The organism is Bradyrhizobium sp. CFUWI, from assembly GCF_056429085.1.
Map to the genome: position 1 here is coordinate 1 of NZ_JBWJZE010000052.1, position 12,628 is coordinate 12,628.

The following is a 12,628-nucleotide window of genomic DNA, read 5'->3' on the forward strand; positions in this document are numbered from 1 at the left end:
TGGCGATCGACCGGGTGCTGCACCCGTCCGCCGCCAACAGGACTATCCGCGCCCGCTTCAAATCGCGCTGCAATGTCATCGGTGAGCGACAACACGCCTCAAGCACCTTGCGATCTTTCTTTGAAAGGCGGACTTCTCTTGCTTCGGGTATCATCCCGACCTTGAATCACGACTCACGTTCCAAGAAAAGCGGATACTAGCAATGGCCGTGCCACAGGTTCGTGACAGGAAACAACAAAACGGCCTCAAGCATTTTCCGGGGCTGGCTCGGACGCTGAGGCCGTATGGCCAGCGAGGAACGAGCAAGCAAAAAGACGACGACAGGCACCAATTTCTGAAGATCACTTTTAGGCTCGCCAGCGCGGAGACCGGCAGCCAATTGAGGCGACCTTACCGGCTCGCCCGGTCTGCTGCCTCCGGCTCGTTTTTCGATCCGGAAAAACCTCCAGGCTGGGGCCGGTTGGTCTACGTTGTCAGCGCCTTTCCCGGCTTCAGCAAACGCACGAAAGTCCCGCTCTCGTGTAGCTCGAGCCAACCCTTCTCAACTGCGTGCTTGATGCCAGCTCCGAACTCCGGTCCGCTGGCCTTGAGCGTGTAGAGAAATGGCGCGTTGATCCGCTCGATGTAGATGCGGCCATCCTGGACCTGCTCAATGCTGGCTGCCAATTCGACAAGCTTGCGCGCGGCGCTTCAGGGCTGGCGTAAGGTTGTTCAGCAGACAGCTTCAATTCTCAGCGATCCCTGGGCCACCAAACAGAAGGTGGATTACTGGCCGAGATCTTCGTGGTCCGCAAGACGACGAGCATGTCCTGGCGATCTCTTCGTCGCTGGCCTCGGCATCGGCAGCCAGCAAAATCTGGGCCCGCTTGAGCTTGCGGGACGCATGCTTGCCACCGCCCAGCAGCGTCTTGAGCTCGGTGCGCTCGACTTGGCTCAGTTCGACCCGATAGCGTACATTCATGCTGGCCTCCTTGATCGAGGCGAGCACGAACAACTGAATCGGATGGCCGGCGTGAGTCCTTCGGCAAAAACCTTCACGCCCAAACAGGGGCAGTACCTTGCCTTCATCCACCTCTATACGCGGCTGCACCGCAGGCCCCCGGCGGAAACCGACATGCAGGAATATTTTCGCGTCAGCCCGCCCTCAGTTCACCAAATGGTGCTGACGCTGGAACGCGCCGGCCTCATCAGACGGCAGCCAAGGACGCCTCGCAGCATCGAGGTTCTCGTCGATCCCAAAAGCCTGCCGGAGCTAGTCTGACTGCCCCAGATCCAACCAGTCAAAATCACTGTGCAGAGCCACTAGACCCTATGTTCGCGATCTGAGGTGACGGGCGGCCCGCCCCGCGGCAAGCTCCTATCGAGGGTTGCGCCGGATGGTCCGGCGCCGAGCCTCAAGCATGGGGAGCGGGCCTGATGAACGATAGCATTTTCGTAGGGCTGGATGTGCACAAGACGACGATTTCGGTTGCGGTGGCCGAAGCGATGCGCGGCGGGGAAGTTCGTAACTTGGGGATCATTCCTAACCGTGCCGATCAGATCACCAGGCTGGCGGAGAAGCTTGGCAAGGGTGACCGGAAGGTAAGTTTTTGCTACGAAGCCGGTCCCTGCGGATATGGCCTGCATCGACAACTGACGGGACTGGGGCACAACTGCATCGTGGTGGCCCCCTCGCTGATCCCGATGAAGGCCGGGGATCGGGTTAAAACCGACCGGCGCGACGCAGCGATGCTGGCCAAGCTGCACCGGAGCGGCGAGCTGACAGCCGTGTGGGTACCGGATGCGGCGCATGAGGCCATGCGCGACTTGGTGAGAGCCCGCGCCACCGCGATGCGTGTGCTCGGCAAGGCGCGGCAACATCTCCAAGGCTACCTGCTGCGACATGGGCGCATCTATGCCGGGAAGAAGGGGTGGACCTTGGCTTATCGTCGCTGGCTCACCACGGTGCGCTTCGATCACCCGGCGAGCCAAATCGTTCTGCAGGACTACATTCATGCCGTGACCGACGCTGAGGTCCGTGTGGACTGTTTGACCAAGCGGATCGAGGAGCTGGCGCCACAATGGTCGATGACGCCATTCGTAGAGGCCGTGCAGGCCGTGCAGGCCGTGCGCGGCGTCGCCTTCATCGTCGCCGTGACGGTGGTTGCCGAGGTCGGCGACTTCTCCCGCTTCGACAATCCCCGCCAGTTGATGGCCTTTCTCGGCCTCGTGCCGTCGGAACATTCGAGCGGCGCCACCATCCGACGCGGCGGTATCACCAAGGCCGGCAACGCCGTGGCGAGGCGCGCTCTGATCGAGGGGGCATGGACCTATCGCATGCAAGCTCGCGTCAGTCGCAAGCTCCATGACCGTAACGAGCGCCTGCCTCAAGCTATCCGCGATATCGCTTGGAAGGCACAGGTCAGGCTGTGCGCCCGCTATCGCCGCTTGTCGGCGGCCGGCAAACCCAAGGTGATCGTCACCACCGCCATTGCACGCGAGATGGTGGGCTTCCTATGGGCGATCACTCGTCAAGTACAACTCGTGCCCGCCGCCTAAGGGCGCTGCTCGACCATATTGGTGCCCAGGGCAGGAGGCAGGGCGCGGTGGGGAATCCTCGTGGCCTGTTATGAGCCGGCATTGCCGACGCTCGCCCCCTAGACCGAGGCAGCCCCAAGACGAAACCACGGTCATGCGGTAGCCAACCCGCGCATGAGAGCTTGATCAACCGTCGTCTTTGGCCCTGCCTCCTACCGTGGTCACCTTCGAAGTCACAGCGTCCGGGCGCTCAGCCGGAAGCGGCTCCGCTCGATCGAGTCCTTTGACAGCAGCAGGCTGTTGAAAAAGGCACTCGCCGTCGACCGGCGACCGTGATTCATTGGCTCCGACGAGATTCGGAGATGGTTCGTGCGCGGCGGGGACAATCGAACGGCCGAGCTGTTCAGCTACGTTGACCTGGAGGCGCGGGTGCGGCGTAATCATCCGCTGCGAGCGATCCGGACGATTGTGAACGAGGCGCTGTCGGCGCTGGAGCGCGAGTTTGCCGCGCTCTATTCGCCGATTGGGCGGCCGTCGATCCCGCCGGAGAAGCTGCTGCGGGCGATGCTGTTGCAGGCGTTTTACTCGATCCGCTCGGAGCGGCTTCTGATGGAGCGGCTGGAATACGACCTGCTGTTCCGCTGGTTCGTCGGAATCGGCGTCGACGATGCGGTCTGGGACCATTCGGTGTTCTCGAAGAACCGCGACCGACTGCTGGAAGGCGACATTGCGGCGAAGTTCCTGGCGGCGGTGCTGTCGCAGCCCAAGGCGAAGAAGCTTCTGTCGAGCGATCACTTCTCGGTCGATGGCACGCTGATCGAGGCTTGGGCCTCGATGAAGAGCGTCAAGCCTAAGGATGGCGCGGGCGAGCCGCCGGCGCAAGGCGGCGGGCGCAATGCCGAAGCGGACTTCCATGGCCAGAAGCGCTCGAACGACACCCATGCTTCGACCACCGATCCGGACGCCAGGCTGTACCGCAAGGGCAAAGGCAAGGAGACGAAGCTGTGCTTCATCGGGCACGGACTGATGGAGAACCGCCACGGCCTGGTGGTCGACGCCTGCCTGACGCTGGCTGACGGGTATGCCGAACGGGTGGCCGCGCTACACATGATCGAGCCTCGTGCTGATCGGCCGACAGCGATCACGCTTGGCGCCGACAAGGCCTACGACACAGAAGACTTCGTCAATGAGCTGCGCTTGATGAACGTGACGCCGCATGTTGCGCAGAACACCAGCGGCCGCAGCTCTGCGATCGACGGGCGAACGACCCGGCACGGGGCTATGCCGTCAGCCAGCGCATCCGCAAGCGCATCGAGGAGGCGTTCGGCTGGATCAAGACGGTAGCCGGGCAAGAGAAGACCAGCTTCCGTGGCCGTGATCGCGTAGCATGGGCTTTTACCTTCGCTGCCGCCGCCTACAATCTGGTGCGACTGCCCAAGGACCGACGGCACACGGTAAGACCCACGCGCTTGACATAATCGTCACCGGCGTCGAGAGACAACCTCCGAGTTTGGCGTAGTTACCTCGTGGCCCTTCGCCACCAGATAACTTCCTCGATGAAACAGGCGTTCGAACCAGCAAAGCGCACCATAGGTACCGATCTTTGACGAAATCGATGCCTTTCGCTGGCCCACGACCCATTCTCCCATGAGCGAAAGATGCACCGACGAGAGGCGGGAATGGCGAGCCGCAGGATGAGTCCCGAAGGTCTGATCAATTGATGTCCTCCTTTGCTTTACATGCCTCTCTGTGACGGCCAAAGGCGGCGATCGTATCAAACTCGTTGTCAAAGAGACTTTGATACGACCCTTCCTTTTCCAGTTTGCATTGAGGGTTGGGGTCTCATCGTGCCAATGAGCTCTGATGCGTCTTCAATACGTCCGCCACCGCGAAAACGGCTCGAGTGTCGCGCTGTTCTCGACGGTTTACAACGTAGTGGTATTGCTCACGGCAGCCGTGGTGCGCATCGAACGGCCGATATACGATCGACCTCAGCGTCAGATCCAGAACCCATCACTTGCTTAACTGAGGTGAGAAGCACCGTGGGCAATCTATGCTGAGGAGGCACCGTAATCAGCTATCCATCCTGGCACCCAGCGGAGCAGCGGAGAAGTTCAACCTGCCCAGGATTAGCGGGGTAAACGCGCATATCTTCAAGTTTGACCAGCAATTTCTCGATTGCTGTGCATGACCACCAATGCTGGTAGGTCACCCGAGGACGCTATATCGCTAAAGTATTACCGTACCCTGAGGCGACGGGCCTCGCAGGAAAGCCGGGTGCCTTACCTTGTGATCCCCGGGGGCTAACCATTGAGCCAGCGGCACGTGATAGGGAAAGCTCCTTGATATAGACGCCGAGTCGCATCCGCGCTGCTTTCTGTCGAACTCGCCAATTCAGTCTAGTTTAGACGCTTACAGGCTAATGGGCCTGATGAAGGCTTGGTAGCGCATTTTGACGAAACGGACACAATCGTCTTCGGTACGAGAACCCAGCGTGGAGCGGGCCCCGGTAAGCGGCGCGGCGTGTTCGGGTTCGAAAGCAACTGATGCGCGATCCGAATGGCCAGTCCTGCGCGATCAAAAAGCCGGCACGAGCCGGGGGGCGTGAGGTCACTCAGTCATAAACGTGCAGTGGATTGGCTGCGCGCGATCCGGCGCGTCGCCCCGGAGCGGCTGCCGTTGATCGCAAACATGCCGAGTGGCTACTATCCGAGGGGTAAACGTCGATATTGCTCTCGGCGGCAAGCGGCCACATGGGCTGCTTTCGTTATGTAAATTGCTGCGCAGGTCTGTCAGCTTTCGGTAAGCCAGCCCCGATAAACAATCGTTGGGTTTAACGGGTGCGTGGCAGGGACAGCGCATGAGCTGAAGGACCACCATGTGCCGAGTTACGCTTCCGTTAAGCTCATTGCACCGCGGATGCGGCAGAGATCGCTCCTCATGATGCCCCAGGCCGTCAGGCGCCGAGCCGTGTTCGCACTGCTTCCGACACACGGGCTAGGTCTCGTTCTGGCAATATTACTCGTTTTGCGAGCGCTAAGCTCCCGATTAGCATTTTGCCACCGCTAGCTGAGCTTGGAGCCTGTTAGCGGGGTTGCAGGGACAGCGCTGCCCCGTGGGGGACGAGCGCCGAGTGCTAAGTCCAATTAGCAATGGGGGCGGGCAAGGGATAACGTCTGCTCCAGTGCCACCAAACGGCGCCGCGCCGCACTGCACTGCTTCCGATCAATCATCACCAACCCTCTGGAAGGGAAGGAGGCTGCCTGCGAAGCCGCGGCCGCGGTTATCTTGGTGCAATTGTGTCCGCCATGTGTAGCGACGACGACGCCGACTGCGTTGCCGGTACTCCCTGTCGTGGCTTTCGAGGTCTCGGATAATCTTTCCAAAGGGACTGCTTCTATCGCGCTCCGTCTGGATTTACTCCGTCAACGTTCTCGCGTCTCTCATGCGCGTTTGGCCGTTCATTCTTGTTTATGCACAGCGCACGTGTCTGGGCATGCTGGTGTCTCCAATTTATCCAAGGCGAAGACCTAGCTTAGAGAGCCGCCGGTGAGGATGGGACCGACCGATTTTGGTAGGTGCCCTTCGGTACTTCTAGAAGATACAAGTTGGTAGCCTTGAGGATTTGAGCCTCCCGGGAGCAAAGGTGGCCAGCTCCAGTCTTCGTGACGGGGTTGGCCACCAGCGCTTGCGGCACATGCCCACAGGGCAGCTCAGGCCAACAAATGCATATCGAGCGGCATATCATGTCCTTGCGGTCGCAAGCCCTTGCGGTGCTTGTGGCCAATCAAGCCCGTGCCGCCGATCAGTCTCTGGGACCATCGGATCGCGACGCCGCAATATTTAACATCGACGAAGTTCAGGCGATGCTAGCCATACTCGATTGCATGAAGCCCAACCTGCGGCCGAAGGAAGCACGGCAGATCGCTGCGCGCATACGCGCGCTTCTAGAGGGCCGCAAGGGGCAGCCGCTTCGGATAGGATGCCCGTGAGACCACTTAGATGTGAGTTTTCGGTCGGTTGTCCATCCCTGAACGAGGAAGCTGAAGATGTCGAATCTTTAGCGTACCCCCATGAGGATCGGATGGATACCCATAAGAATGCGCCTCTGACGCGGAATGGCCGAGGGGCCATAGTGCCAAGCGTAATCGTAAGGTGGCGTGACGAAGACTGCAGTGCGCTGCAGTTTCACCAAATGGCCAAGCGTTCCGCGAAGAAGGCGTGGATGGACCGTGATCGCTCCATAAGACATTTTGCATCGCCAAGCCAAACCCTGGCTGCCACGTGCCCGGAAGTCGGAGCGTTCGACGACCGCGTCACACAGGTGAAACAGATCGCAACCGAGGCCACTGCTGCGCCCCGCGGCGCTTTGTGCGGTCGCCTATGTTGGCTCAACGCGGCTGATCGACAACGTAATACTGGCGTTGCCAACCCGGTAGCGTAATGAGTAGCCAAACCGTGCGCAGTATATCGAGCAAGAAACACTCAAGCCACTGTTACAAGAGGCGTATCGAGCTGGTAGCAGAGGGCGAGCGCCGATACGAATTTGTTCGGCGCGTCAGCCAAGCGACAGCGCGTGCGCAGGGAATGTGTGAGGCCGTGAACGTTGTGTCCGGCAACCCTGTAAGTCTTGTTGGCGGCGATCAGCGGCCAATTCGACAAACCTTGGTTTAGTGCTTTGCAGCCGATGCTATATCACCCACTTACCTTCGTAGAGTTGAGCGCCGGTTAGATCGTTTGTACTTTCGATGTCGAACCTAGATCATTCGATCTGCGGTTCAGTGCGAAGTTTGAACTGATGCCTTGCCAGAAGTCGGCGCGTTCCAATCAGGTGTTGAGACGAACATCTTGTTGCACGCAAAAAGGGCAGGAGCTTCCTAGAAGGTGCCACTATCGAGATCCCGATCAGCCACCAGATCAGCGGAATAGCATTTTATTGAGCGACGAAATTGGAAGCGGAGGACAGGGCGTCCACGCTCGCCAGCGCGTGAGCTCTTAGAGTAGCCAATAACGCGTCGCTTGTGCTCGGGTCTCTAGTACAGTCGCCGCATTGATGATCATCGCTGGTGTGCGTTGCCGGCGAATTTGCATATTCCTCTTGAAATGCGAGTCGAGATGGCATTTACCGAGCTTTTCATCAAACGTCCGGTATTGTCTGTCGTCGTTAGTTGCCTGATCTTACTGATCGGCTTTCGCGCGGCCACCGAACTGCCGATCCGGCAATATCCCAAGCTATCTAATACGGTCGTCAATATCACGACTTCCTATCCTGGGGCCTCGGCCGACACGATCCAGGGGTTCATCACCACTCCCCTGGAGCAGGCAGTCGCTTCCGCCGAGGGCGTCGACTACGTTATTTCCTCATCGGTGCTCGGTACCTCCACGATCCAAGTCTACATCAAGCTCAATTTTGATCCCAATGAAGCGCTCACCGAGGTGCTCTCCAAGGTAAACTCAGTCAAATACTTAATTCCGAAGGAATCGAACGATCCGGTCGTCACTAAGTCGACCGGTCAGGCCACCGCTGTCATGTATATCGCCTTCTCCAGCGAGGAATTGGCGGCCAGCGCGATCTCCGACTACCTCTCGCGCGTTGTGCAGCCCGCTTTGTCAACGGTCGACGGCGTCGCAGCGGCAGACATCCTGGGCGGCCAGAGCTTTGCGATGCGGCTATGGCTCGATACCGCGAAAATGGCAGGGCACGGCGTGTCGCCGGCTGAAGTTTCGGCTGCAATCGCCGCTAACAACTTCCAGGCCGCGGCCGGCCAGACCAAGGGCTATTTCACTATCTCCGATGTCACGGCAAACACGGATCTGCGGAGTGTCGATGACTTCAAGCGCATGATCGTCAAATCCAATGACGGTGGCTTTGTGCGCATAGCAGACATTGCGATAGTCGAGCTTGCCGCGCAGACCACTGACACTAGCGTCGCTATGAACGGCGAGCACGCGGTCTTTATCGGCGTCCGGGCAAGCCCGCAAGGCAATCCGCTAAACATAGCGCGAGGCGTTCGGGCGCTGTTTCCAGAAATGGAGCGTAACCTGCCGCCGTCACTGAAGATGAACGTGGCCTACGACTCCACCAAATTCATTCAATCGTCGCTCGATGAGGTGGAGAAGACGCTCATCCAAGCCGTCGTGATCGTGGTGGCGGTAATCTTCCTTTTCCTTGCCTCGCTGCGGTCGGTCATCATTCCTGTGGTCACTATTCCGCTATCGCTTGTTGGTGTCTGCAGCATGATGCTGGCGCTGGGGTTTTCATTCAATCTCCTGACGTTCCTTGCGATGGTTCTCGCAATCGGTCTCGTGGTCGATGACGCGATCGTTGTGGTGGAGAACATTCATCGCCATTTGGAAGAAGGTGCGCCGCCTCTAGAGGCTGCTATAAGGGGCGCGCACGAGATCGTCGGCCCCGTTGTCTCCATGACGATTACCTTGGCTGCGGTATATGCTCCAATCGGGTTTCTCGGCGGCCTCACTGGCGCGCTGTTTCGCGAGTTTGCGTTTACGCTGGCAGGAGCGGTGATCGTGTCGGGCGTAATTGCTTTGACCCTATCGCCGATGATGTGCTCGGTCTTCCTGAGGCGGGCAGAGGGGGGGCGGTTTGCAACATTTGTGAACCGCGGGTTCAGCACCATGACACGATGGTACGGCCGAAAGCTCGACCGCTCGCTCGACTATCGTCCGATTACCGGCCTGTTTGCGCTGACCATGCTGGGCCTCGTCGGCTTTCTTTATATGAATACTTCCAAGGAACTCGCACCCGAGGAGGATCAAGGTATCGTATTCGCTTTAACCAAGGCGCCGAGATACGCCAATATCGACTACCTCGATTATTACGGCACCAAGCTCGAACACGCGCTCCGAAAATTTCCAGAGACCGATTTGAGCTTTGTACTCAATGGTGTTGGCGGCCAGCAGAGTGGCATGGCCGGCATGTTGCTCAAGGCATGGGACGAGCGCAAGCGCTCATCGATCTTGCTTAAGTCGCTCGTCCAGGCCGAGCTGTCCAAGATTGAAGGCATCAACGCCTTTGCCTTTAGCTTGCCGCCACTTCCGGGCGGTTCGGATGGCCTACCGGTGCAGATGGTGATCAATTCGACGTTCGACTTCCAATCCGTCTACGAGCAGATGTCGAAGCTGAAGGAAGCCGCGCAGAAGAGCGGTCTGTTCATGGTGAGCGACTCCGACCTCGAGTTCAACCGGCCGGTGGTACGAATCAAGGTTGATCGATCCAAGGCCAACGAGCTTGGCATCACCATGCAGACCATCGGAAACGCGCTCGCCACCTTACTCGGCGGAAACTACGTCAACCGCTTCAATTTGCAGGGCCGATCCTACGAGGTGATCCCGCAGGTGCCCCGCGAAGAACGCCTGGCGCCGCAAGCAATCGGGAGCTATTATGTGAAGACTGCGGGGGGCTCGATGCTTCCGCTGTCGACCGTAGTCTCCATCGAGACTGCAACCGATCCGAACGCGCTCACCCACTACAATCAGCTCAACTGCGCGACCTTTCAGGCTGTGCCGATGCCCGGCGTCTCGATCGGTCAGGCTGTGGACTTCCTGGAAGCGGAGGCGAAGAAACTGCCCGCAGGCTTCAGTCACGACTTCCTTGCCGACGCGCGCCAATATGTGCACGAGGGTAACCAACTGGCCATTGCCTTTGCATTTGCACTCATAATCGTATTCTTGGTGCTTGCGGCGCAGTTCGAAAGTCTGCGCGATCCCCTCATCATCCTGATCAGCGTGCCGATGGCAATCGTCGGCGCCTTGATCCCGCCATTCTTTGGTTGGGCGACGATGAACATCTATACTCAGATCGGACTGTTGACACTGGTCGGGTTAATTTCCAAGCACGGCATCCTGATGGTTGAGTTCGCCAATGAGCTGCAGCTCAAGGAGAGACTTAACCGTCGCTCGGCTATAGAGATGGCGGCGCGCGTCCGACTGCGCCCGATCTTGATGACCACTGCGGCGATGGTCACGGGCTTCATACCCCTGATGACCGCAACGGGAGCTGGCGCCGCGAGTCGCTTCTCGATCGGGCTCGTGCTCGTCGCGGGCATGTCTGTGGGCACGCTGTTCACGCTCTTCGTGCTGCCGGCGGTCTATGTCGCGATCGCGTCCGATCATCGTGCCGATGCGAGCTCCGGCCGCGCGAAGATCGCTGCCGATCTCGACCTCATCGGCGCTGCTGATGCCCAGATGGCCAAGCAATGACGATAAAATCAATCCAGGTTCGCTCAGTGTGGTGCGCGAAGGAGCCTGCGATCTTTCACGTTCCCTTACGAATCGAGATCTTCACGTCCCGTTGGCTTTGCGAGGTTTGTAGGCTTTGCGACAAAGCCACAGTGAGCGTTGCGCCTCCGGTTGTCGCAGATCAGCAGAAACCAGTTTAACAGGGAAGGAATAACCGACACACCCTATCCATGGGCTCGACGATCACCGTCCGCTTGCCTAGTGAGGTAGTCCAACAATTTTTGTGACGGCATTGCATTTGCAGGGATAAAGAATGCCAGCTTGACGCCATCATTGTCGATAGCGCCGCCTGCAGGCGACGCACGCAGGATGAGGGGCGTCGCGCTCGCGAGCCGTTCTCTCAGGAGCGCCCGTGATACTGCCTGCTAATTGGTCTGCCGGCCTGCTTGGGATCCGGCTCGCATTTTTTGTGGCCGGATTCGGCCTCGCGGCCTGGGCGCCTTTGGTGCCACTCGCCAAGGAGCGGCTCGCGGTCGGTGACCGCATGCTTGGTTTTCTGTTGCTCTGTCTCGGAACGGGATCCGTTATCACGATGCTTTTGACCGGCGTATTGAATGCGCGGTACGGCAGCAAGCCCATTATCCTCGGGGGTGGACTTGGACTCGCGATCTTATTCCCGTGCCTTGGAATCGCCAACACACCTGTCAGGCTCGGTGCTACGCTGTTTGCGTTCGGCGTTTCACTGGGCTCGATCGATGTAGCCATGAACATTTACGCGATTGAATTGGAGCGCGTCACGGGCCGTCCATTGATGTCTGGCTTCCACGCCCAGTACAGCATTGGGGAATTCACCGGCTCTGCCGCCGTGACCTCGCTCCTGTCCCTGCAGCTTGGCCCGCTTTTTTCGACGTTGGTCTGTTCGGCGTTGATGACAATCGCGATTCTATCGGCCTGGCCGGGGTTGCTCGCGGCGGGGGCGGGGCAGCAGGGGCCATCGTTTGTTTTGCCCAATCGCAGTGTGTTGCTAATAGCTGTGCTCGCGGCTATCACTTTCCTTGTCGAAGGTTCAATGCTCGATTGGAGCGCTTTGCTTCTCGTTGAACGAGATCTTCTCGCGGAAGCGCATGGGGGCATTGGGTGTATGCTCTTCTCAATCGCAGTGGCCGCAGGGCGTCTCGGGGGAGATGCCGTGGTGGCGCGAATCGGTGACCGTGCCATATTGATACTCGGGACTCTGCCGATCGTAACAGGATTCTTGGCTGTGGTGGCCGCGCCCGTTGCGTTAATTGCTATGGCGGGGTTCCTGCTCATTGGATTGGGCATTTCTAATGTTGTACCTGTACTTTGTAGACGCGCCGGCAAACAGAAAATGATGCCGCCAGCCGTTGCGATCGCGGTCATCACGACAGCCGGCTACGCGGGTATACTCGTTGGACCCGCCGGCATTGGGCTCGTCGCACACATGTTTGGCTTGCGTGTGGCGTTTGGGATGTTGGGCGCGCTCATGTCCATCGTTGCGCTGTCAGCGAGGATGATGACAGACCATCGCTAAGGCGTTGGCCGAGAGGAAAGGGACACCAGTACGCTTCCGACTAATGACCGTCCAGCGGTCGGCACTTAGCGGCTTAGAGACGATGAGCTCTCGACTTCATGGTAGCAGGTCTCGATCATGGCCATTCTCCGTTTCCTGCAAGTGGTTGGCTGCGTCGTAGCTAGTATCCGCTTTTCTTGGAACGTGAGTCGTGATTCAAGGTCGGGATGATACCCGAAGCAAGAGAAGTCCGGCTTTCAAAGAAAGATCGCAAGGTGCTTGAGGCGTGTTGTCGCTCACCGATGACATTGCAGCGCGATTTGAAGCGGGCGCGGATAGTCCTGTTGGCGGCGGACGGGTGCAGCACCCGGTCGATCGCCA

5 protein-coding genes and 4 pseudogenes are annotated in these 12,628 nt (G+C 58.9%); 6 read left to right on the plus strand and 3 right to left on the minus strand.

Annotated elements, in window-relative coordinates:
* From AC066S_RS37805 to AC066S_RS37815, 3 genes and pseudogenes are all read right to left on the minus strand, one after another.
* A pseudogene (locus AC066S_RS37805) lies at positions 1-154 on the minus strand (IS630 family transposase); the annotation flags it as partial.
* A gap of 311 nt (positions 155-465) precedes the next feature.
* Entirely contained in the window at positions 466-666 is a 201-nt protein-coding gene (locus AC066S_RS37810) for a hypothetical protein (protein WP_347338659.1), read from the minus strand.
* Between the two features lie 145 nt (positions 667-811).
* A pseudogene (locus AC066S_RS37815) lies at positions 812-961 on the minus strand (IS630 family transposase); the annotation flags it as partial.
* Positions 962-1,003: 42 nt separating this feature from the next.
* Here AC066S_RS37815 and AC066S_RS37820 point away from each other — a divergent pair.
* The 6 genes and pseudogenes from AC066S_RS37820 to AC066S_RS37845 form a co-directional block, all read left to right on the plus strand.
* Complete coding sequence (locus tag AC066S_RS37820; RefSeq protein ID WP_126262158.1) at positions 1,004-1,261, plus strand: LexA family protein; 258 nt, start codon at positions 1,004-1,006, stop codon at positions 1,259-1,261.
* A 155-nt stretch (positions 1,262-1,416) separates the two neighbouring features.
* Positions 1,417-2,538, plus strand: coding sequence for an IS110 family RNA-guided transposase (locus AC066S_RS37825; RefSeq protein ID WP_126262157.1), 1,122 nt, complete (start codon positions 1,417-1,419; stop codon positions 2,536-2,538).
* Between the two features lie 348 nt (positions 2,539-2,886).
* Positions 2,887-3,995 (plus strand): annotated as a pseudogene (locus AC066S_RS37830) (IS5 family transposase).
* A 3,637-nt stretch (positions 3,996-7,632) separates the two neighbouring features.
* Positions 7,633-10,737: an efflux RND transporter permease subunit gene (locus AC066S_RS37835; RefSeq protein WP_126262155.1), complete on the plus strand. Its 3,105-nt coding sequence runs from the start codon at positions 7,633-7,635 to the stop codon at positions 10,735-10,737.
* Between the two features lie 394 nt (positions 10,738-11,131).
* Positions 11,132-12,268, plus strand: coding sequence for an MFS transporter (locus AC066S_RS37840; protein ID WP_430642573.1), 1,137 nt, complete (start codon positions 11,132-11,134; stop codon positions 12,266-12,268).
* A 206-nt stretch (positions 12,269-12,474) separates the two neighbouring features.
* Positions 12,475-12,628, plus strand: a pseudogene (locus AC066S_RS37845) (IS630 family transposase); the annotation flags it as partial.

Bases quoted from the DNA above. Each gene is read 5' to 3' on its own strand.
- AC066S_RS37820 (WP_126262158.1), top strand. From the start codon at position 1,004: ATGGCCGGCGTGAGTCCTTCGGCAAAAACCTTCACGCCCAAACAGGGG.
- AC066S_RS37825 (WP_126262157.1), top strand. From the start codon at position 1,417: ATGAACGATAGCATTTTCGTAGGGCTGGATGTGCACAAGACGACGATT.
- AC066S_RS37835 (WP_126262155.1), top strand. From the start codon at position 7,633: ATGGCATTTACCGAGCTTTTCATCAAACGTCCGGTATTGTCTGTCGTC.